General features: G+C 43.4%; 24 protein-coding genes. 7 read left to right on the top strand and 17 right to left on the bottom strand.

Annotated elements, in window-relative coordinates; translation table 11 throughout:
- Positions 1 to 60 precede the first annotated feature (60 nt).
- On the top strand, positions 61 to 375 hold the full coding sequence (locus tag AXW61_RS00400) for a rhodanese-like domain-containing protein (RefSeq protein WP_004983438.1): 315 nt from the start codon (positions 61 to 63) through the stop codon (positions 373 to 375).
- A gap of 99 nt (positions 376 to 474) precedes the next feature.
- Here AXW61_RS00400 and mnmC read toward each other — a convergent pair whose 3' ends face one another.
- Genes mnmC through AXW61_RS00380 form a run of 4 tightly spaced genes read right to left on the bottom strand, consistent with a single transcriptional unit; the run spans position 475 to position 3,873 of the window.
- Positions 475 to 2,382 (bottom strand): FAD-dependent 5-carboxymethylaminomethyl-2-thiouridine(34) oxidoreductase MnmC, encoded by a 1,908-nt coding sequence (mnmC, locus tag AXW61_RS00395; RefSeq protein WP_062031256.1) that lies wholly within the window; start codon positions 2,380 to 2,382, stop codon positions 475 to 477.
- Positions 2,383 to 2,418: 36 nt separating this feature from the next.
- Positions 2,419 to 2,922, bottom strand: coding sequence for a hypothetical protein (locus AXW61_RS00390; RefSeq protein WP_010327553.1), 504 nt, complete (start codon positions 2,920 to 2,922; stop codon positions 2,419 to 2,421).
- 4 nt (positions 2,923 to 2,926) lie between these two features.
- Positions 2,927 to 3,229, bottom strand: coding sequence for a YciI family protein (locus tag AXW61_RS00385; RefSeq protein ID WP_010327552.1), 303 nt, complete (start codon positions 3,227 to 3,229; stop codon positions 2,927 to 2,929).
- Between the two features lie 29 nt (positions 3,230 to 3,258).
- Complete coding sequence (locus AXW61_RS00380; RefSeq protein ID WP_004983445.1) at positions 3,259 to 3,873, bottom strand: inner membrane-spanning protein YciB; 615 nt, start codon at positions 3,871 to 3,873, stop codon at positions 3,259 to 3,261.
- A 44-nt stretch (positions 3,874 to 3,917) separates the two neighbouring features.
- Between AXW61_RS00380 and AXW61_RS00375 the strand changes: the two genes are divergently transcribed.
- Positions 3,918 to 4,769: a PHP domain-containing protein gene (locus AXW61_RS00375; RefSeq protein WP_062031253.1), complete on the top strand. Its 852-nt coding sequence runs from the start codon at positions 3,918 to 3,920 to the stop codon at positions 4,767 to 4,769.
- Positions 4,770 to 4,836: 67 nt separating this feature from the next.
- On the opposite strand, the gene AXW61_RS00370 is transcribed toward AXW61_RS00375, so the two are convergent.
- Together AXW61_RS00370 and radC are read right to left on the bottom strand one after the other, a co-directional pair.
- Positions 4,837 to 5,748 carry a bestrophin family protein gene (locus AXW61_RS00370; protein ID WP_004697627.1) on the bottom strand — a complete coding sequence of 304 codons (912 nt, stop codon included), beginning with the start codon at positions 5,746 to 5,748 and terminating at the stop codon, positions 4,837 to 4,839.
- A gap of 75 nt (positions 5,749 to 5,823) precedes the next feature.
- A complete protein-coding gene (gene radC, locus AXW61_RS00365) occupies positions 5,824 to 6,516 on the bottom strand; it encodes a DNA repair protein RadC (RefSeq protein ID WP_062031250.1) in 693 nt (230 codons plus the stop codon).
- 111 nt (positions 6,517 to 6,627) lie between these two features.
- Between radC and coaBC the strand changes: the two genes are divergently transcribed.
- Together coaBC and AXW61_RS00355 are read left to right on the top strand one after the other, a co-directional pair.
- Positions 6,628 to 7,902, top strand: a complete 1,275-nt coding sequence (coaBC, locus tag AXW61_RS00360; RefSeq protein WP_062031246.1) for a bifunctional phosphopantothenoylcysteine decarboxylase/phosphopantothenate--cysteine ligase CoaBC — start codon at positions 6,628 to 6,630, stop codon at positions 7,900 to 7,902.
- Positions 7,903 to 7,978: 76 nt separating this feature from the next.
- Complete coding sequence (locus tag AXW61_RS00355; protein ID WP_062031244.1) at positions 7,979 to 8,368, top strand: cytochrome b562; 390 nt, start codon at positions 7,979 to 7,981, stop codon at positions 8,366 to 8,368.
- A gap of 60 nt (positions 8,369 to 8,428) precedes the next feature.
- On the opposite strand, the gene secB is transcribed toward AXW61_RS00355, so the two are convergent.
- The 4 genes from secB to rsgA all read right to left on the bottom strand — a co-directional run bounded on the left by secB (position 8,429) and on the right by rsgA (position 10,743).
- A complete protein-coding gene (gene secB / locus AXW61_RS00350; protein ID WP_004697631.1) occupies positions 8,429 to 8,878 on the bottom strand; it encodes a protein-export chaperone SecB in 450 nt (149 codons plus the stop codon).
- A gap of 27 nt (positions 8,879 to 8,905) precedes the next feature.
- Positions 8,906 to 9,160: a glutaredoxin 3 gene (grxC, locus tag AXW61_RS00345; RefSeq protein WP_004697632.1), complete on the bottom strand. Its 255-nt coding sequence runs from the start codon at positions 9,158 to 9,160 to the stop codon at positions 8,906 to 8,908.
- 19 nt (positions 9,161 to 9,179) lie between these two features.
- The gene (locus tag AXW61_RS00340; RefSeq protein WP_004697633.1) at positions 9,180 to 9,587 is read right to left on the bottom strand and encodes a rhodanese-like domain-containing protein; all 408 of its coding nucleotides are present in this window, start codon (positions 9,585 to 9,587) and stop codon (positions 9,180 to 9,182) included.
- Positions 9,588 to 9,684: 97 nt separating this feature from the next.
- A complete protein-coding gene (gene rsgA / locus AXW61_RS00335; protein WP_004983468.1) occupies positions 9,685 to 10,743 on the bottom strand; it encodes a ribosome small subunit-dependent GTPase A in 1,059 nt (352 codons plus the stop codon).
- A 124-nt stretch (positions 10,744 to 10,867) separates the two neighbouring features.
- Between rsgA and orn the strand changes: the two genes are divergently transcribed.
- The 3 genes from orn (at position 10,868) to AXW61_RS00320 (ending at position 13,263) form a co-directional block, all read left to right on the top strand.
- The gene (gene orn / locus AXW61_RS00330; RefSeq protein WP_004697635.1) at positions 10,868 to 11,422 is read left to right on the top strand and encodes an oligoribonuclease; all 555 of its coding nucleotides are present in this window, start codon (positions 10,868 to 10,870) and stop codon (positions 11,420 to 11,422) included.
- Between the two features lie 158 nt (positions 11,423 to 11,580).
- Positions 11,581 to 12,315: a Bax inhibitor-1/YccA family protein gene (locus tag AXW61_RS00325; protein ID WP_004697636.1), complete on the top strand. Its 735-nt coding sequence runs from the start codon at positions 11,581 to 11,583 to the stop codon at positions 12,313 to 12,315.
- Between the two features lie 144 nt (positions 12,316 to 12,459).
- Complete coding sequence (locus tag AXW61_RS00320) at positions 12,460 to 13,263, top strand: enoyl-ACP reductase (protein WP_004983469.1); 804 nt, start codon at positions 12,460 to 12,462, stop codon at positions 13,261 to 13,263.
- A gap of 99 nt (positions 13,264 to 13,362) precedes the next feature.
- Here the strand turns inward: AXW61_RS00320 and AXW61_RS00315 are convergent, their stop codons facing one another.
- The 7 genes from AXW61_RS00315 to lptE all read right to left on the bottom strand — a co-directional run bounded on the left by AXW61_RS00315 (position 13,363) and on the right by lptE (position 21,627).
- Complete coding sequence (locus tag AXW61_RS00315) at positions 13,363 to 14,475, bottom strand: protein kinase (protein ID WP_062031241.1); 1,113 nt, start codon at positions 14,473 to 14,475, stop codon at positions 13,363 to 13,365.
- Positions 14,476 to 14,478: 3 nt separating this feature from the next.
- Positions 14,479 to 14,892 (bottom strand): DUF3010 family protein, encoded by a 414-nt coding sequence (locus AXW61_RS00310; RefSeq protein WP_062031238.1) that lies wholly within the window; start codon positions 14,890 to 14,892, stop codon positions 14,479 to 14,481.
- Positions 14,893 to 15,252: 360 nt separating this feature from the next.
- Positions 15,253 to 16,662 carry an efflux transporter outer membrane subunit gene (locus AXW61_RS00305; protein ID WP_062031236.1) on the bottom strand — a complete coding sequence of 470 codons (1,410 nt, stop codon included), beginning with the start codon at positions 16,660 to 16,662 and terminating at the stop codon, positions 15,253 to 15,255.
- Between the two features lie 9 nt (positions 16,663 to 16,671).
- Positions 16,672 to 18,663 (bottom strand): MacB family efflux pump subunit, encoded by a 1,992-nt coding sequence (locus AXW61_RS00300; RefSeq protein ID WP_062031234.1) that lies wholly within the window; start codon positions 18,661 to 18,663, stop codon positions 16,672 to 16,674.
- A 2-nt stretch (positions 18,664 to 18,665) separates the two neighbouring features.
- Positions 18,666 to 20,000, bottom strand: a complete 1,335-nt coding sequence (locus AXW61_RS00295; RefSeq protein WP_062031231.1) for a MacA family efflux pump subunit — start codon at positions 19,998 to 20,000, stop codon at positions 18,666 to 18,668.
- A 115-nt stretch (positions 20,001 to 20,115) separates the two neighbouring features.
- Positions 20,116 to 21,105 carry a DNA polymerase III subunit delta gene (gene holA, locus AXW61_RS00290; protein WP_062031229.1) on the bottom strand — a complete coding sequence of 330 codons (990 nt, stop codon included), beginning with the start codon at positions 21,103 to 21,105 and terminating at the stop codon, positions 20,116 to 20,118.
- Between the two features lie 12 nt (positions 21,106 to 21,117).
- Positions 21,118 to 21,627, bottom strand: a complete 510-nt coding sequence (lptE, locus tag AXW61_RS00285) for an LPS assembly lipoprotein LptE (RefSeq protein WP_062031226.1) — start codon at positions 21,625 to 21,627, stop codon at positions 21,118 to 21,120.
- Between the last annotated feature and the right edge of the window lie 237 nt (positions 21,628 to 21,864).

Genomic DNA, 21,864 nt, shown 5'->3' with positions numbered 1-21,864 from the left:
TGAGATGCTAGGGATGTTTTCTTCATTTGCCAAGTGTTGTTTACATCAAAGGAGTGCGCAATGATCCGTAAACAAGAAATTACAACATTTGAGTTCCCAGAGGATGCGATCATCTGGGATGTACGCGATTCAAGTGCTTATGCTGAAGCACACGTGAAAGGGGCGATTAATCAGCCAATTACAGAACTTTCAGCACAAAGCCTTACTCAAGTGTCGACGGATCAACCGATTTACATTTTATGTGGTGGCGGTAGTAAAGCGCCACGTGCTGCAGAGTTACTCGAAGGTTTTGACAGTGCGCGTGAGTATGTGATTTTAATGGGTGGTACCCGTGCTGCTCGTGATGCTGGTTTAGCCTTAGAACAAAGTAATTAAGCAGAAGCAAAAAAAGCGCCGTAAGGCGCTTTTTTAATGTCTTGGAAATGTGATTTTTTCTCTATAACGTCATACGCTGCACTTGAGTCATAAGCAGAACTAAGACTGCGCTTTAAAATAAGGCTTTTTGGCTTTGAGCTTTTTATGGAATCGGGTCGGACTGAGCTTTTGTAACAGTGACTCAGGAACGGGACAGGCCTCTTTCAGTATCTGCGCCGCTAAAATTTCACTACATAAAGGCGCAAACAAAAAGCCTTTAGAGCCCAAGCCCGCAAAGCTATAAATTTTAGTCTGTTCAGACATTTTTCCAAGGACTGGAAAATAGTCCAGACTTTGCGCGCGAACAGATGCACGGCCTTGCCAAGTCGTCACATCAGGAAGCGATTGTGCATAATGTGGAAAGACGCTGTGGATAAGCTCGTAGTTATGCACATGGTCTTCAAGCAAAACATCGCTGTCATCTCGATTGGGATAGAAAGATGCACCTAAAATGAACTGTTGAGCATCAAGCTGCATACAGTAGCCGCCATAGCTATAGGCTTGATCGAGGGCCAAAGGTTGTGCGGTGTTCTCCACCCAACTGACTTGTCCGCGAATGGGCTTCAGCACAGGATATTGCTCAAAGAAAGCAGCCGTCTGGCGTGCACAACACACAATCACATGATCAAACTGACCTAGAGATTGGGCTTGTGCATTGAAAAGTTCATTGTGCTCTGGATGGATTTGAGTAATGTTGGCTTGTACGAACTGAATCAGCGGATGCGCTAAGATTTGATCTTTGAGTTGATGTGGTGATACAGCGCCGGCCTCAGTTAGATTCAGACTTGGATATTCAGTGATTAACGCAGAATCAGCAGCGGTTTCGGCTATCAAAAGATCCGCAGGGTATTGTTGTTCGAGATCGAGTAAGTCTTCGGCTTTTTTCAGCGCCAGTTGATGTACTTGAATGGGGCGAAAAGCCTGAAACTTGGGATAGTGCTGTAAAGCATGTTGCCAAGCCAAGGTCATTAAATGTTCATGACTTTGTTCAATCGGACAAAGTTTGGGATTAAGTAAGGCCAGCGGATTGCCTGAACCTCCTGCAAGTGGCTCAGATTGGTCGTAGAGCGTGACTTGGTGCCCGCGCTCAGCAAAGGCCCATGCACTAGTTAAACCTGCAATCCCTGCGCCAATGATAGCAATTTGACGTTGTTTAAAAGCGTGTAGCACTTGATCAGGTTGATTTTGATTTAATACTGATTGGGTATCTACAGTGTCTGATGTGTTTTCAGGCTCAGCAGGTAACCAAATGGCTTTCAGCATTTCGCGTTTATGCTTATAGCCGCGCGGACGTGAAATAGAAATACCATGCTGCGTTAAACCACGTTTGAGCACGCCTGCGACACTAAATGAAGAAAATGTCGTTCCAATACCAGATAGGCGAACGATGTGATTCAGTACTTGCTCTTCCCATATGTCTGGGTTACAGGCAGGCGCAAAACCATCGAGGAACCATGCGTTAACGCTACTGGTTTTTGCCATACTGGGGAAAACATCGTGAGCATCGCCTAACCAAAGGTCAAGGCTGAAACGTTCCTCAGGGAAGCTCAGGCGATGACAACCTGCAATCGGGTGCGGGTACTGTGCGATCAGTTGATCAGCGATCGGTTTGAGTTCAGGCCAGACATTGAGTGCACGTATAAGATCCGTTTTAGATAGCGGAAATTTTTCAACTGAAATGGCATGGAGGTGGCTGTGGTTATTTGGGCGAACCTGTTGCCAAAGTTGCCAAAGCGCCAAGATGTTGAGCCCTGTGCCAAAGCCTGTTTCACCCACACTAAAATATTCAAAGGGCTGAAGATTTGACAGGCGCTCAGATAAATCGTTGCCATTTAAAAACACATGGCGTGTTTCAAGTAGACCATTGTCTTTGGAAAAATAGACATCGCCAAATTGTTTTGAAACTGGCACATCTATGCCATCAATCTGTTGCCACTCTAAATCGGCAGTTTGAATTGCACGCGACACAACCACAGCACCCTATTGTTTTCAATAGGGCTTAGCTTACCACTGACGACGGCGTTTGGTATAAACGTAACTGGCAATTAAGAAACCCAGTAATACACCAACAGCGATGGTTGCTGCGCCGTAGAGGAACATTTGCGCACTGCGTTCGCTTTGTAAGACTTGTACTTGTACACCGAGGCTATCATTTTTGAGTTGTAGCTCTTGGTTTTGCGCCAAAGCATCAAGGTTGGCTTTTTCCAATTGTGCAAGACGTGAAGCTTGGTCTTTGACCAGTGCTTTGACTTTGGCATCTTGCAACACTTTGTTCTTAGCAAGTTGTTCAGCGGTGAGTGGTTTGGCTTCTTGTGGTTGACCTGTTGGGCTAACTGTGGCCACCGCTGGAATAATTTTCGGCTGAGTTGTACTGCCTTGCACTTGAACAGGTACGGCAGTCGTTGCTGGTACAGCAGGGGCTACACTCGGGGCAGGAGCGGTTTCAACGGCCCACGCTATAGAAGAAAGAAGAGATAAGCCCAATAAGCTTGTGACAACAACGCGCATGACCTTATCCTTGAGGGAATGCTTTATTAAATGGTTTAACATCAATCTGACGATAAACCCCTGCTTTTAAGAATGGCTCTTCCTGTAACCATGCATCGAGTGCTTCACGTGAGTCAAAGTCAACAATGATTGTACTGCCATAAAAGCCTGCTTGCGGATTGCTTGGGTCTTTCGGCATCGCTCCTGCAACAATTAAACGACCTTCATCATTGAGCTTTTGTAAACGAACAAGATGTTCTGGACGTGTAGCAAGACGTTTTTCGACTGTACCTTCTTGATCGGTACATGTGACGACGAATAGCGGCATAAGAGTTCTCGATGTATGTTCTGGCTAAATTACTCTTCAGAAGATTTAAAGTATTTACGCAATACAATAAACTGAATAATGATAAAGGAAAACATCACGATCATGTCACCAAAAGCCGTGAATTCTCCCCAATATTTTCCGTCCATAAATAAAAATGCGAAAAATACGTGTAAAAAAGACATGAGGGCAAACATAGCAGCCCATGCAAAGTTTAAGTTTTTCCAACCTGCGTCGGTTAAATTGAAGATTGGGCCGAACAAACGTTTGATCAGCGGTTTACGTTCTTTGCCAAAATAAGGAGAAAGTAAGAAAGCACCTGAGAAAATAATGTTCAGCAAGGCCGCTTTAAGTTTGATGTAAAAGTCATCCGACAGCATTAAGGTGACACCGCCGAAAATAACCGTCATAAACAACACAATCCACTGTTGTTTGTCTAAACGGAACTTTTGCATGAAGAACAGTGCACCGTAAACCACCAGCATCGAAATGATCAAACCTGTGGTCGCGACAAGAATATTATTATTATCGACACCCCCAGCAGAACCAATCAATTGAAGTAATGGGTGATCAGTATTTTTCGGATCTACAGTTTTATATAAATAAAAGAAAATGATCAGCGGCACAAAGTCTAAAAGTGCTTTCATGTTAGAGTATCTAAATCTGTTCAAATAAATAGCTAGTATAAGTGATGGAAGGCGTAGATTTACATACTCACAGCAATATTTCTGATGGCACTTTCACACCGAAGCAATTGGTTGATGCTGCCGCGGAAAAAGGTATTCATACCTTGGCTTTGACAGACCATGACACCATGGATGGCGTTGCTTTAGCAGAGTTAGCTGCAAAGTCGCATGCGATGCGTATTATTTCAGGTGTAGAAATTTCCAGTCAGTGGTCGAGACCCTCGACTAAGAAAAATTACGGTGTGCATGTGGTTGCATTGAATATGCAAGACTTAGAACCACTGCAAAGATGTCTTGAACAGCAAAAACAAATCCGTGCGCGACGTGCTAAGCAAATCTGTGATTTGTTGATTCCACTGATTGGTGAAGATATTTATCTCGATGTTTTGGCGAAAGTTGAACAGATGCCTGACCGTGTGACTCGAACCCATATTGCTAAGACCTTGGTTGAAAAAAAATATGTGAGTCGTGTGCAACAAGCGTTTGATAAATATATTAAGGAAGGTAAGAAAGCCTACGTGAAATTTGATGGGCTGGGTTTAGAAGAGACCATTCAAGTGATTCATGCCAGTGGTGGTTTTGCCGTATTGGCGCATCCGACACGTTATGACTTATCTGCTACTAACATTCGTTATCTGATTGAAATATTTGCGCAGTTTGGTGGGGATGCGGTTGAATTGCCGCCCAATGTCGAACCGACATCTACCCGTCAAATGGTGGACCGGATGATTGCCGAGCATGGTTTAAAAGTATCGGTCGGGAGTGACTTTCATGGCGACAATATGCCGTGGATTAAGTTGGGCAATATTCCCAGAGTCAAAGACGGACAAGTGGGGATTTGGGAAAGTTTTATCTAAGGAGTACAGGTCATTCCCACCTTCTCCATGAGCTATGTAGCCTAAGAGAAGGTAAGCATGAGCTCGATTAGAGTAAGTTATTGTCTTGTGCTTGAATGGGGGGTGGAGTCGGTTTACCTAAAGTCCCAAGCAGTTCAATTTCGATGGTACGTACCATCGAGTCCAGCGGCAAGTCATTACTTTGCGTTCCGAAAGGTTCTTCAATTTCCGAACTCAAAGCATCGAGTCCTAAGAAAGTATAGGCCAACACACCAACCAATAGTGGGGTGAAAATACCCAAAGTTGAACCCAAGCTAAACGGTAAAATGAGGCAGAAAAAATACACCGTACGATTGAGTAATACCGAGTAGGCAAAAGGTAGCGGCGTTGTCGCAATACGGTCACAACCGGTTTGCACCACACTCAAGTCAGCAACGTGCTGATTTAGCTGCGCATAGACAATGTCACTAATTTCACCTTCTTTTAATGCCTGCATCAACTCCCACTGAATCAGACTGAGCGTATACTGTGGGGCATTGGCTTGTTGATATAGCTGAGTCAGCGCATTTTGACTTAAGCCACTGGTTTGCACCAGTTCCGTTGGATTGGCCGTTTGATGGCGTAAACGGTCGCGTAAGACATTGGCAAAGACAATCACATGTTGAATTACACGTTCACGACGACCTTGGGTCAAGATACGACAGTCACGGTCAAAGTGACGTGAGTTGGCAATTAAAATGCCCCATAACTTCCGTGCTTCCCACCAACGGTCATAGCAGGCACTATTTTTAAAGCCGAGGAAAATGGAAAGCACGACCCCAATGAGGGTGAAGCCGACCAAAGGCAGTTCAGGGAAGTGGAAATAGCCGACATAGGACAAAATGCCAATAATGGCAGAGACCAACATGACCACGCCCAAAGGCGGTAAAACTTTGGGAAGAATGGTGCCACGCCATGAAAAAAGCACTTTAAAAATACTGGGCTGATCACGCACAATCATGTGATTAGAATTCTTTTAAAATTTTGCTTGATCTTCATATTTGTCGTCGTATTTGTCAATCATTTGTCTGCATATTTAAACGGATTGGATCAGGCTGTGTTCAGCAAAAGAAAAAGCACCTTCGGGCGATAAAATGAAATGATCAATCAGTTGAATATCCACGAGCTGACTGGCTTGAAGAATGCGCTCGGTCAGTTCGATGTCCGCCGTGGAGGGGTGAGCTTTTCCAAGCGGATGATTATGTGCAATCACGATAAAGGTAGCGTGTTGAGCTATACAGTAACGTAGCAATTGATTGATCGATATTTCACAGGAATTCACTGCCCCAAAAAACAATTTTTTAAAGTTTATTTTTCTTAAATGTGCATCCAAGCAGAGCACCGCAAAGACTTCTTGGTTTTCGCCTGAAAACTCATACTGTAAAAATTTGAGCAGTTGAGCTGAATGATTGAGTTCCAACTTGTGTTGCTTGAGCTGCTGGCTACTGTAGCGTCGCCCCAATTCTTTGACGGCCATTAATTGTGAATACTTGGTCGGGCCAATGCCGTGAAATTGGCTGAGCTCGGGCAGTTCAGCATCAAAAACCGCATTCAGACTACCAAAATGTTGCAACAAAAGACGTGCCAATTCGACCGCAGAATGTTGCGTTGAACCCGAACGGATGAAAATAGCCAGCAGTTCTGCATCGGAGAGGCTGGTTGGTCCTTGTTGTAATAAGCGTTCACGTGGCCGCTCTTGTTCGGGCCATTTTTTTATGGATAAGTGCATTATTTAATACTTTTTTATTCTTAATCTGAGAAACAGGGCCCAATCGATGATTGGGTACGAGACTATTTAATGCTATTGTGAGCGCCACTGCAACAGAAAGGTAGCCTGTTCGTGAGCTTTGATCTCAGTGTAATTCCAAATAAAAATATCCTTTTAGCTGTTACGGGCGGTATTGCTGCCTATAAAAGTGCCATTTTGGTTCGCCGTTTAAAAGATGCGGGTTTTCAAGTCCGTGTGGTGATGACCGAAGGTGCGCAGGCTTTTATTACGCCGCTAACTTTTCAAGCTTTGTCGGGCAACCCCGTCCATACAGAACTTCTCGACCCTGAAGCTGAAGCGGGCATGGGGCATATTGAGCTGGCACGTTGGGCAGACTTGCTCTTGGTTGCGCCTGCCAGTTGCAACACCATTGCAAAGTTTGCTGCGGGTTTAGCCGATGACTTGCTTTCTACTTTATATTTAGCCACCAAAGCCCCTGTATGGGTCGCACCAGCCATGAACCAACAAATGTGGGCAGCAAAAGCGACGCAGCGTAATTTAGCGACTTTGGTGGAGGATGGCGTGCATGTGATCATGCCAGATGCAGGTGCACAAGCTTGTGGTGATGTCGGGTTAGGCCGTATGCCTGAGCCTGAGGATTTGGCACATCAGGTGACAGAATACTTCCATAAAGCGCAGCGTGCCATGGCTGAAAAATTTGGGATGTTGGCGGGTAAAAAAGTCACCATTACTGCTGGGCCAACGCGTGAAGCAATTGATCCTGTGCGTTATATTTCCAACCACAGTACCGGAAAAATGGGCTTTGCTATTGCTGCTGCCTGTTATGCGGCAGGAGCCAAAGTGACTTTAATTGCAGGTCCCGTCAGCTTAGACACACCGAACGGTGTACGCCGAATCAATGTTTCATCTGCCATGAAAATGCTGGATACCAGCATGCAAATGTTAGATGAAGGCTGTGATGTGTTTATCGCTACGGCTGCTGTTGCGGACTATCGTGTTGCAGAAGTCGCAGAGCATAAGATTAAGAAAGCAGGGGACGAGCTCAATGTTTCTTTAATCAAAAACCCTGATATTGTGGCGACCATTGCACAGCAAGATAAACGCCCATTCATGGTGGGTTTTGCAGCAGAAACACGCAATGTCGAGGAATATGCCGCAGGTAAATTGGTGGCGAAAAAGCTCGATATGATTGCCTGTAATGATGTGTCACGTCCTGATATTGGTTTTGCTTCTGATGAAAATGCGATGACGGTCTTTTTTGCAGAAAGCTATAAAATGGAAAAGCGCGATTTGGAAAAAGCGTCGAAACAAGAAATTGCTTTACAGTTGGTTGAAGCGATTCACGATGCTTTACATCGAGAACCTGAAAGTGATGATGATTTTTAATTTACATCGGTCTTCATTTTTGCGATATTCAATGCAGCCTTAGGCTGCATTTTTTTGCAAACTCATAGGAATAAGAATGAAAACATTATTAAAGGTTGTGCTGTTGAGCAGTGGTTTATGTTTGGCAGGACTTGCACAAGCGTCGGAAGTGCTAGAAGGTGCGATGAAATCTTTGGCGAAGAACTCAAAAGCTTTTGCTCAAGCCAAGACTGCCACAGAGGCGAATACCGCATTAGCTGAAATGCAAAAAGCCGCGGCAACTGCCAAACAAAACAAGCCTGACAGTTTGGTGAAACAACCAAAAGACGGTGTTAAAGTGAAACAATATGAACAAAAGTTTGATGCATTAACTCAAGAAATTGAACATGCTCAACATTTGGTACATGCTGGGAAACTTGCGGAAGCCAAACAAAGTTCAGCCAAGTTTGAGGCCATTAAGCAGCAAGGCCATAAAGCGTTTAAATAATTCAGTACAATAAAAAAGACCGCAAAAGCGGTCTTTTTTATGTTTGAAAGGCTTAAAGTTTTAAGCTTGACCTTCAACAGCGGCTGCTTGAGCACGCTGCATATTTGCTTCGAACTCAGCATCAAAGTTAATTGGTGTAAGTAACAATTGTGGGAAACTGCCTTTAGTCACCATATCATTCACCGCTTCACGAAGGAACGGGAACAAGATGTTCGGGCAATATGCACCTAAGATGTACGGAAGACGTTCTTCTTCAACACCATCTACAAGGAAAATACCTGCTTGAGTAACATCGACAATAAACGCCGTGTCGCCTGCATTGTTTGCTTGTACAACCACTTTAAGTGAAACTTCGTAGTGAGTTGGATCAACTTTTTCAGCAGAAGATGACAAGTTAATGTTTAACTCTGGTTGCCATTCTTTGGTAAAAACTTGCGCCCCAGGGACTTCAAAAGAAATATCTTTTGTGTAAATACGTTCTAAAGCAAGTTGTGGTTGAGCTTCACTCATTTTCTAATCCTTAATATGCTGAGCTAATTATGCCAATAGTTGGTCGAGTTTGCCTTCACGCTCTAAAGCATAAAGCTGATCAAAACCACCAATAAATTGGTCATCAATAAAAATTTGTGGAACCGTACGGTGATTGGTGCGTTGCATCAATTCAATGCGGACTTCTGGCGCTTCTTTAGATAAATTAATTTCTTTATATTCAACGCCTTTACGCTCAAGGAGCTGCTTTGCGCGAACGCAATATGGACATACAGTCGTTGAGTAAATAGTGACTTGAGCCATGAGTTTCTCCTTGTGCGAATTATTTAGCTTTAACCAGTGGTAAGCCTTGAGCCTTCCAGTTGCTAATCCCGCCATCTAAACGATAGCTGTCAGTATGTGCAACTTGTTGTAAAGCAGTACCTGCCACTTGGCCTAAGTTACAGATGAACACGAGTGGACGATCTGCAGCTTTTAACTCTTCAGCATGTTTTGTAATTTGGCTGTAGGGAATGTTGCGACTTCCACTGATATGACCTTCACGGAAATCTTTGGCATCACGTAAGTCAATCAACATGGCATTTTTAGCTTTCACTAAAATACCTAAAGATTGTGGTGAAATTTTGCGACCATTGCGTTGTCCTTCAAGTACAAAAAACAAAACAACCAATACCGCAAGTGTTCCAAATAAGAAGGGGTGATTCCCCATAAACTCGAACCAACGTTCCACAAGTCACCTAAATTACAATTCAAAAATTGCTAGAGAGTATAGCTCATAAAATATGGTGATCAAAATCACCGCTTCAAGGGCTAAGGTTGAATAAAAATTAATTTTTTTGCTGAGCTTCAGCAATTTCATCAATCAGACGTAAATAGCTGTCTAAACGGCGCGTTAAAATTTCACCATTTGCCGCAGCTAAGCGTAAAGCGCATTGTTTTTCATGTTTATGGGTGCAGTTACGGAACTGACAGTAGCCCAGCAAGTTTTCAATTTCAGGAAAACCGCGTTGCACTTTGTCCGCATCTAAGTGCCATAAACCAAACTCACGAATTCCTGGTGAGTCAATCAGCGAGGCGCCTTCGCCAAAACCAATCAAACGGGTAGAGGTCGTGGTGTGCTGACCTAAGGCTGAGTTTTCAGAAATCACATTGGTTTTTTGTGCAGCGTCAGGCACGATGGCATTAATCAGGGTGCTTTTACCTACCCCAGACTGGCCAACAAAAGCCACAGTTTCATTTTTTAAACGCTGAGTCAGTGCGGTTAAGTCACCATCGGCTTGTGTTTGCATCACTTCATAGCCTAAGGCTTGATATTCCGCAATCAACGCTAAAATCGGGTCATTGTCTTTGAGCAAATCGGTTTTATTCAGCACCAAAAGTGCTGGAATGTTGGCATCGGCGCAGGCCACCAAATAACGGTCAATCAGACCTGGTGCAGGCTCAGGCAGTGGCGCAAACACAATCACAATCAGGCTGATATTGGCCGCGACAGGTTTCACTTTATGGTAACGGTCTGGACGAGTCAGTAGCGACTGACGTGGCTGTATGGCATTGATGATCCCGAGCCCCGTATTTGGGTCGGCTTGCCATTTGACACGATCACCTGTGACCAGTAGTTCGAGGTTGGTGCGTGTGTGACAGCGCCAAATGCTGCCCAGTTCAATCGGTTTCCAAAACGGTTCAGGTTCACCTGCTTGTACTGTCGGTTTGATGGGATGTGGATCTGGAGTCGTAAGGGCTTGCACTTCAAGCTGACGGCCGTAGTGTTGTACCACCAAGCCTTCTAAATCATTTGAAGTGTCGATATCTTCTTGACGTGTTTGCTGTTGTTTCTGAATGCGACGTTGTTGCTGTTCAGTTAAACGACGTTTACGAATTAAAGCCATTCATATCCTAAAAAACCATGAATTCAAGATGGCAAAAATAGCACGAAGCAGGGTATCAGTTACAGCATCGAAGCAATTAATTTGCTACTATCATCGTTTTTAAGCCGAATAAGATTGCACATTTATGAGCAGCACCGCTGATACGCGTTTGATTTGGATTGACCTTGAAATGACAGGTCTCGATACTGATAATGACCAAATTATTGAAGTTGCTACAATTGTGACGGATGATAACTTAAATATTTTAGCTGAAGGGCCTGTGCTTGCTGTACATCAGCCAGACCGTGTGCTAAATGCAATGGATGAGTGGAACACTCGCCAACATGGTCAATCAGGCTTAATTGAACGTGTACGTCGCAGTAAATTGACTGCGCAAGATGCTGAGCAGCAAACTTTAGAATTTCTAAAGAAATGGGTCAATCCAAAAAGCTCACCAATGTGTGGCAATTCAATCTGCCAAGACCGCCGTTTTTTACACCGTTTAATGCCTGAAATGGAACAGTATTTCCACTACCGTAATTTAGACGTGTCTTCGGTAAAAGAGTTGGCTAAACGCTGGCGTCCAGAAATTATGAGTGGCTTGAAAAAGAATGCTTCACATTTAGCGATGGATGACATTCGTGATTCGATTGCGGAACTGAAGTATTATCGTGAATACTTTTTTATTATGAATAAATAAGTAGTAAAGAAAGAGGCGCTAGCCTCTTTTTTATTGAAATCGAATAGAATAGAGCTGAGGGTGTTTGTGTGGAAAAAAGAAACACTTTTTTGCTATACAAGTTTAAAACAAGCTTTATGATAAAGTAAATTAATTAAATTATAACAAAGAGTTGAGTTATGCAAAGTAATAACCCTATTTTGAACCGCGTGGAAACACATGCGGACTATAGTCAACCAATGACTGTTCAAGGTGCTATTCAGAAGTCTGTATTACTTACAGTGATTGCAGCTGTGGTCGGTATGGCACTGTTTTTATACTGTTTCATGACCTTAAATATTTCACTGGCTTATGCTGCAACCTTAGTCGGTGCGATTGGTGGTCTAATTTTAGGCCTGATTGCAACTTTTAAACCAAATACCGCACGTACCCTTGCCATTCCGTATGCCTTGTTTGAAGGTGCTTTTTTAGGTGGGGTATCGGTCATTTTCCAATTGAAATATCCGGGTGTACCTTTACAAGCGTTGTTGGCAACTTTTGTCACCACTTTAGTGATGTTTGGCCTGTATCGTTTTCAAATTATTCGTGCCACTGAAAAATTCAAATCGGTAGTGATGTCAGCATCGATTGCCATCGCGATTGTGTTTGTGGTGCAGATGGTTATGCGTTTGGCTTTTGGTTCAAGCATTCCATTTTTATTTGAAAACAACTTATTAGGTCTAGGTTTTGCCGCTTTTGTTGCAGTGATTGCATCACTGAACTTAATTCTAGATTTTGATTTGATTGAAAGTGCTGCGGCACAACACGCTCCGAAAGCGATGGAGTGGCTGTGTGGTATTGCGCTACTAGCAACTTTGGTGTGGATGTACTATTCATTCCTACGTCTACTCAGTATGCTGCGTGGCGACGACTAATCTCCTTAGTTTTAACAAATACGCCCCTTCATTGGGGCGTATTTGTTATTGAATGTTGATGAATTGAAAAAAGGCGCATTATGCAATTTCGGTTTCAACTTAAACTTGGCATTATGCAGATAAATTATTTTGAGTGAGAGTCACATGGCACAAGGACTATTGGCTGGAAAGCGTTTTTTAGTAGCGGGTATTGCAAGTAAATTATCAATCGCATTTGGTATTGCTCAAGCACTTCACCGTGAAGGTGCGGAACTTGCGTTTACCTATCCAAATGAAAAACTGAAAAAACGTGTAGATGAATTTGCAGCACAATTTGGCTCAACGATTGTTCTACCATGTGATGTGGCTGTCGATGCTGAAATTGAACAAACTTTTGTTGAATTGGCAAAACACTGGGATGGTTTAGACGGTGTGGTGCATTCGATTGGTTTTGCGCCTGCGCATACCTTGGATGGTGACTTTACCGATGTAACGGATCGTGATGGTTTTAAAGTGGCACATGACATCAGTGCATATAGCTTTATCGCTATGGCGCGTGCTGCGAAGCCATTACTTTTAGTTCGTCAAGGTTGTTTATTGACCTTGACTTACCAAGGTTCTGAACGTGTGATGCCAAACTACAACGTGATGGGTATGGCGAAGGCGTCGCTAGAAGCGGGCGTACGTTATTTGGCGTCAAGCTTGGGTGCAGAAGGGATCCGTGTGAATGCGATTTCAGCAGGCCCAATCCGTACTTTGGCGGCATCAGGTATTAAGTCGTTCCGTAAAATGTTAGACGTCAACGAAAAAATTTCACCACTTAAACGTAATGTGACCATTGAAGATGTGGGTAATGCCGCATTATTCCTGTGCTCACCTTGGGCAAATGGTATTACCGGTGAAATCATGTATGTCGATGCAGGTTTCAACACTGTGGGTATGAGCCCAGACCTGATGCTCGATGAATAATTTAGATTGATTCAAATTATTTGATAAAGCCGCTTTTATAGCGGCTTTGTTTTTTTATAATAGAGCCAGATTCTAAAGAATATAATGCATTATTAACTGCTAAGGTAGTCCAACTTTATCTTTCAATTGATTGTAAGCAAGGGCATAGTTTTTAGCTTTTACGCTGTTGTCTACTCGAAACGTTTTCGAACCATGCTTCCTCTTTTTCAAAATTATCTGCCCAGCAAATTCCATAAGGAAGTAGTCATTTCCTTTCCAATCACTAAGAGTATATCCTTCCTTATCTGCAATCCAATCAGGGAGTCCAGCTCTAACCTTTGCAAGCTCTGCAAGAAACTCACTGACATTAGAATACCTGTTATGTTTATCTTGAACAGCTTTCTTTAATACCTTGACAACTTTTTTGGGAACATAAAACGGAATACTTCGCCAGTCGAGTAGTTTCCCCATATTTATTCTTTTTTCAATACAAGAGTCGATGTATTTGGATATCTCATAATCACCTCCTGTTTCTTTGATTCTTTCAAGCTTCTTTAATTCTATTTTATTTAGCTGTTCTAAAAGGTTATTACTTAGTTTCCCCCCAAAAAGGAGGTAGCCAATAATTCCTGCTTGATACACATCCGAAGAGAAGTCAAAAAAAGCATTATCACCAAATGCTTCTGGTGGTCTATAGAGAATACTATGCTTTGATGCAGGAGCTTTACCAGTGGCATCATCGATACGGCGAACAGAACCAAAATCGGCAATAACGAGCTTGTCATCGTGGACCAAAAGATTCTCAGGTTTTAAATCCCTGTGTACTAGTTTTTTTTCTTGGCAGTGCATTGCAGTCAAGCCAGAAAGCAGTTGACAAAGTAACTTATAGCTAAGGTCAAGTGAGAGATGGTAGCGTTCTTGGAAGCTGAATAGATCCCCGTCATTTGCCGCTTGCATCATATAAAATGAGCAGTCTTCCTCAACTTTACGAGCATCAAATACTTTTAATATATTTTCATGATTTAAGGTGGCAATTATTGCTGGCTCTTGATCCACATCATTATTATCATGAAAGTATATTTTAATAGCCACATCTTTTCTTAGTACATCGTGACGACCAATCATTACATATCCGTTGGCGCCCGAGTCATTGAATTCCTTCAGTTGAAACTCGCTGAATTGCTGTAATGCTTTTTGCGCTTCTCTAGGTAGAGACTCAATATCAATAGACATTTCTTAATTTAATCCTTCGAAGCCAAAATCATAAGCTTTTCCTAAGTCCACAGTTTCTGGCTTATGTAATTTTTTTTCGCCTTCCCTCTTGTCTGTAGCTCTTACAGTAGCAGAGTGGACAAATTCAATTGGCGCAGGAGAAATTGCTAGAAGTACACCTTCGATCAGGAAAGTTCCCGCTCCACCAGCTCCTTGCCCATTGGTAGCACGTCGATTTAAAATGACTTTATCAATGCTGTTATCTATACAGTAGGCTTTGAATGCCTGAGAAAAAACATCTACATTATCTTGTGTGGGGTTCTTGGGTAAGGATAGTTTATTTATTTTTGGTGCGATCAATTTGTGAGAATCCTTGCTACCTGTAATAGTAACTATCCTTGCTTCATTCGCCTTTAAAAAAATTCCTGAAATTACCATACCTTCTCCAATGTTTAAATTATTCCTAAAAATAGTTATATACTATAACTATCGAATATTAAAATAAAAATGAATTATAACTGATTGATTTTTATTTTTTATTTTTAGAAAATCGACCAATATTTAAGAAAGTTATATTTACGTCAAGCTACAAACGGCGTGAAATACTATTTCATGATATTTTCGTTGTAATACTTAATTTAGTTGTTAGTCATATCATTAATTCGCCCACATAAGTTTATTTTAATAACAAATAATTGTCTTAAGACGTTGTGTTGGATTAATAGGATAGAATCAAAAATTATCGGCCCATTAAAAATGAGCCAAAAACTTTAGAAGAACAAAACAATAGCGCTAGGACTATTGTTTTGGTAATTCTTTTATAGGGCTACCACCGAGTGCTTGCATCAACGTCACATAGGCGTTGTATTGGCTTTGTTTGGTATTGACCAACGTTAAGCGCGCAGTGCGTGTGGTTTCCTGTTGATCCAACAAGGTTTTTAAAGCCACGGCACCATAGCGATAACGTACTTGGGTCAACCGTTCCACTTTTTCAGCCAGTTCTAAATTCCGCTGTTGTAATTGCACTTGTTGACTCAACTCCGTTCGCGCAGACAGGGCATTTTCCACATCGGCAAAGGCTTGATACAAGGTCTGACGATATTGGACGATGGCTTTTTCATAGTCCAATTGACTAATCGCAAGGTCGCGTTTCATGTCGTTATATTGCAAGAACGGCAGACTTAAACTTGCGCCTAAGGTTAGGGCTGGGTTCTTGAGCAGTTGGGTGAGTGAGGTACTGCTTGAACCAAGATTCCCAGTCAAACTGATCGAAGGATAATAGCTCGCCGTGGTGGCATCTTTGGTCGCTAAACTCTCTCGTAAACGTAGCTCAGCCGCTTTTAAGTCTGGACGGCGCGACAAAATGCCGGCAGGTAAACCCGCAGCAATACTAGGCAAAGCTAAGCGTGGTAAACGCTGAGGTTCATCAATACTCAACTGCTGTACAGGCATATGCAGTAACACGGCAATTGCGGTACGGGTCTCGACCAAACTTTGCTGAATTTGACTCAGACTAGCTTTTTGACTTTGTACTGACTGTTCAGCTTGGGTTAAGTCCAGTCCTGATACAGCACCAGCTTGATACTGAACTTTAACCAAGTCATACAGTTTTTGTGAGGTGGCAAGGCTTTGCTCGGCAGTTGTACGGCTTTCATTATAATAGGCCAATTGCCAATATAGCTTCGCTGTGGTGCCAATTAAGCTTTGAGCAGTGGCTTGCAAATCTTGCTCAGTCGCCAGTGCTTCCCATCTCTTTGCTTCCGTTTGACGAGCCAATTTACCAAATAAATCGACTTCATAACTTAAGCCAGCACCCAAAGACAGACCACTTGAGCTGTCATTGCCTGAGTTTAAGTCGAATTGATGACCTGTAGATACCGTAGAGTTCACCCGTGGCTTTTGCTGATTCTCAGCCAGTTCTGCTTGTAAGCGCGCTTGTTTTAAGGTCATCCCTGCAACGGCTAAATCGGCATTTTTTGCGAGCATAGCATCGACCAGTTGATTGAGCTGTGCATCGCCAAATAACGTCCACCATTGATCGGCATACAGGGCTTGTTGACGTTGTTGTGATGTTGCTTTGTCGTATTGAAACTGAGTCGGTGTCTGTACTGCTGGTGCTTGATAAGGGGTTTTAACCACAGCTGCACAGCCAACCAAAGTGCTGCCAAGCAGCATCGCGGTACAAAGGCGCGTTAATAAAAAAGGCATATTTTTTCCTTATTCTCTGGCAAGTGCTGCAACAGGGTCGAGTTTGGCTGCATTTTTTGCAGGCAAGAAACCAAACACCACACCAATTAAAGTCGAGCATACAAATGCGGCGATAATAGACGTGGTTGAGTAGGCAACCCCGAAATTACCCCCAGCAAATTTTTGAATGATTTGTCCTAAGCCAAGTGAGAGCAACACGCCTAAAACCCCACCAATCAGGCAGACTAAAATGGCTTCAATCAGGAACTGCTGCAAAATATCACTTTGACGCGCACCCACCGCCATCCGAACCCCAATTTCTTGCGTCCGTTCGGTCACTGAAACCAACATAATATTCATTACACCAATACCACCCACCACCAAAGAAATCACGGCAATTGCGGAAACCAGCAGAGTCATGGTACTGGTGGTCTTTTCAATGGTTTGGCGAATACTGTCACTGTTCATGGTGAACACATCTTGTTGACCATGACGCAAGGTGAGTAAGTTCACAATTGCGTTTTCAGCCGCGCTGGTGGAGTACTTATCGTTGATTTGCACCACGATATTGCGCACATTACTTTGACCGAGCATACGACTCATGACCGTGGTGTAGGGCATATAGACATTCAAAGTATCATCGGAACCCATAGCACTGGTTTGTGGTTCGACAACGCCAATAATTCGTGCAGGGACACTGCCCAAAAGTACGACTTGCCCAATTGGATTGCTACCATCACTAAAAAACTGTTTTTGTGTATTGGTGTCAATGACCACGTCTTGGGTGCGGTCGCGGACACTTCGCTGGTCAAAGGTTTGTCCATTTTTGAAGGTCAGGCCTTTCACTGTGAAATAATCGCCACCGACACCATTAATGGTGGCATTGGCTTCACTTTGTTGATAGCGAATCGTTTTGGATGAACTCACCATGGGACTAACCGCACTCACATACGGTTGGGTGGCGAGCGCTTCAGCATCGGCAGGAACAAGAGTTTTAAAGTTGGCCGTTTTGGAGTTGTCACCAAAACCGCGGCCTTGGAACACCGTAATAGTGTTGGTACCTAAACTACTGATGTTACTTAAAATCTGCTGTTGTGATCCATTTCCTAAGGCGACTACCGTTACGACCGAGGCAATCCCAATAATAATGCCGAGCATGGTCAAAAAGGTTCGCATGCGGTGTGCATTCATGGACAAAAGTGCCATACGGAAGGCTTCACCTAAACGGTCGAGTAGGGAGCGCCATGCAGAGACACTTTTATTTTTTTCTTGCTGGACAGAAATCGCAGTTTCTGCATCAGGATCGCTATGCAGTTCAGTGTCGTGCTCAGGTTGATTGACACGGTCTGCAATGATTTGCCCATCACTGATCTCGATAATCCGTGAGGCATTTTTCGCCACTTGCATATCGTGGGTGACCAAAATAATGGTATGGCCTGCGGCATTTAACTCACGCAAAATCCGCATCACTTCCACGCCACTATGCGAGTCTAGGGCACCTGTCGGTTCGTCAGCGAGAATGACATCACCGCCATTCATCAAGGCACGTGCAATGGAGACACGTTGTTGCTGCCCGCCAGATAGTTGACTTGGTCGGTTTTGAGTTTTATTGCCCAGTCCCAATTCTGTCAGTAAAGCAGTGGCACGTTGTTTACGAGCATATGGTGTTGCCCCTGCATAAACCGCAGGGACTTCAACATTACCTTCTGCGGTTAAGTCGCCTAAAAGGTGGTAACGCTGGAAAATAAAACCAAAATACTCACGACGTAATTCGGCCAACTGATCCGGTTCGAGTTTACCAGTTTCGCGACCATTGACCTGATAACTTCCTGAGGTTGGGCGGTCGAGACAGCCTAAAATATTCATCAGGGTCGATTTACCTGAACCTGACTGGCCGACAATGGCAACCAATTCACCTTCGTAAATGGTCAGATCAATACCTTTGAGAATTTGGACAGTACTTTCGCCAGCTGGAAACTCTCGCACCAAATTGTTGACTTCAAGCAAGGCTTTTTTGGTCATGCTTACATTCCCATTGGTGGACTGTTACGACGGCGGTTGCTGCTATTGGCAGAAGCCGCAGAGTTCTCCGAACTGTCTGCAATCACCACTTGATCGCCTTCTTTTAAGCCTGCAAGCACTTGTGCATTGACGCGGTTATTGATCCCCACCAAAATTTGTTTGGGTTGAGCTGAGCCGTCCGTTTGTAAGACACGAACCACGCTCAGCGTAGCTTTGCCTTCTTTAACCAATTGTTGTTGTGCTGCATTTAAATTCAGACGTTCAAGACGAGGACCTTGTGGACGGTCTGAGTCTGATTTGCTTTGTGTCGATGACGCTGCTTGCGTGTTTGAACCACTGTTACGCTTTGCATTTGCAGGGCGAGTGGAAATCGCAGAAGAAGGGACTAATAACGCATTTTTTGCAGAATCGAGCACGATGTAGACTTGTGCAGTCATATCAATACGTAGCTTGCCGTCATGGTTGGGTACATCAAACAGCGCATTGTAGTAAATTGCGGTGCTGGTTGATGTGCTGGTGGTACTTTCATCGGTAATCGAGTCTGGCGCGGGCTCAACTTGACGTAGGCTAGCATAGCGCTTGCTGTCATCACCTAAAGTGGTGAAATACACCTGTTGGCCTTTTTCAACTTTCATGATGTCCGCTTCACTGACCTGCGCCTTAATGGTCATGTTTTGCAATTTTGCAATTTTAACAATGGTCGGCGCACTTTGATTGGCGTTTACCGTTTGACCTTCCTCAGTCACGATCGCCACCACAGTACCATCAGTCGGTGCCACAATGCGGGTATAACCGATATTGGTTTGTGCGGTCGACTTAGTCACCTTTGCAGATTCAATCTGTGCATCAATCGCTTTAATCTGTGCTTGCGCTGTTTTATAGCTGGCCTCAGCCGATTCTAATTCTGCTTTTGATGTAGCATCTTGTGCATACATTTGTTGTTGACGTTTATATGCCAGTTGCGTCTCATTAAGACTGGCTTCTTGTTGTAGACGCTGCGCTTGCAAATTTTTAATATTGGCTTCTGCTGTTTTGAAGCTGTTTTCTTGGGTGGTTGAATCAATCTGTGCAATCAATTGACCTTGTTTAACTTCATCGCCCAGTTGCACATACATTTTCTGTACTTGACCTGAGACCTGTGCGCCAACACTCACTAGTTTAGTTGCATCTAAAGTACCTGTCGCCAATACCGTATTTTCAAGATCACCACGAGTGACAGATTCGCTAATATACTGTGGTTGTTCTTGTTTTGGTTTGAAATATGTCCACGCGACATAAGCAAGTACGGCAACACACAGTACCGCGATAACCATTTTGACAGCTTTTATTTTTTGCATTGGAATCAGGGAGTAAACAGAATTGCAGATAGTATAAAAGCGAAATACGGATAAATCGTGAATTTTTTGAACAAATAGAAATGATTATTATTTTTAAAAGACTCGTTGCGGCAATTTAAGCAGGAAAGAGTGATTTTCCACACAGCGTCGCAATGGCTTGCATCACGACATGTTCAGCATTTTCATGCCCTAAACCTTTAATCGAAGCATCAATACGAAGCAGGAGACTGGGCCACGTTAAAAAGTACTGCGGGTTCAGTCGACGTAAGGCGTGTTGATAGACGCTGACTTTATTCTTCCAAATCCCCAGTTGCAGTGCATTTTGCGGTTGCTCAAACAGTTGCATGAGTAAACGCATTTCTTTGCTGATGCTCCACAAAATCAGACTAAGGGGTTCACCTGAGGCAATCAGGTATTGGTAAATTTTAATCGATTGCGCCAGATTGCCTTCGAGCAGAGCGTCACTCAAATCGAAAGTACTATAGCGGGACTGGTCTTGTAAGCAGGCATGTAAATGATCAATCTGAATCAGCTCAACCTCGGCAAAAGTGTCGCTGACACGCATTAAGCTATTTTTAGCTGCAAGTAAGTTGTGTTCATGGTGTTGTTCTAGCCACTGCCATGCATCCTGACTCAGTTTAACCCCAAGCTTATCTGCTTCAATGCTTAAAATCTGCTGACGGTCACGCGGATAATTTGCGGTCAGGGCAACATGCACTCCATTGGCTTCAACCGTTTGGAAAAAGCCCGTTTTTAGGCTGGCGCTGTCCTGTTTTGGCATCACCACCAAAAGCAAGTTCTGTTCATTGTTTTGGATATAGCTTTTTAGCAACTTTAAAGCGTTAGCATCGGGCTTAATATTGCCATGGACTTCAATGGCAAGCTGACTTGAAAATAAGGACAAACTATTGAGTGCATTAAAGACATTTTTCCAGTCATTGACATTGCTAATGTCATGCCGTTGTCGTTCAATTTCTTGCTTTTGCCAACTTGCTCGAAACGCATCCAGTAAATTTTGCTCAAGCAATGGTTCTTGACCTTGCATAATCCACACGCCGCGAGCTTCATCGACACGTTTTAAGGCTTGCAAATAGTCAAGTTTCATTGTTAATAAACCTTACTGCTGTGCAGGTGGTAGACGGTTCGATGAAATCTGACGCACAATTTGCTGCGCGACATCATCCACGATGACTTGATTCAAATAGTTTTTCTCTTGGTCATCGGTGTTGACGGTTTCAACGTTGTATTGATAACTACGCGTTGCAACTACGGTCCGTGGTTCAGTGATTGGACGGCCTTGCGCATCTTCAATACGGAAGGTGACATTGAGGCGTAATAATACTTCAATCAGTTTACCGTTCAACTCTAAACGCTGCGGTTTATAATCTAGCACGCGAAGCACATAGGCATCTGAACCACTGCTCAGCTGTACACCCGACGCACCCAAATAAATGGCCAATTTTTCATGCAATTCATCGGTGTTCTTCGGAAGCACCAAATTCATTTTTGAATAAGCAATCGGTGTTGCGCTTGGATTGATGCCTTTCAAGTGAAAGCCACACCCGACCAAGCCCGCACTTAGGCCACAAGTTAAAACAATAGCTGCCAAACGTTTGCCTAAATGCATGTGTTGTCCTCTGTTTGCTCTTTTTGATAAAAGAAAAATAATATGCCGTGATTGTATGTGCAAAGCCCGTTGACTGGCAACGGGCTTTGTTTGGGTTTTGTTTAGAAATCCCTCCCGACCTCCCTTTAAAAAGGGAGGAGTTTCCATTGCTGTCCCACAATTTTTCACAAGAGGAAGCTCAAATGAGCTTCCTCTTGTTTTATGGGTATTTTATCGGGTGAAAATAAAGCTTTTAAA

Source organism: Acinetobacter sp. BMW17, assembly GCF_001592855.1.
Taxonomy (GTDB): domain Bacteria; phylum Pseudomonadota; class Gammaproteobacteria; order Pseudomonadales; family Moraxellaceae; genus Acinetobacter; species Acinetobacter johnsonii.
The sequence above is the reverse complement of the archived record's forward strand: the minus strand, read 5'-3'. Positions and strand labels throughout refer to the sequence as shown.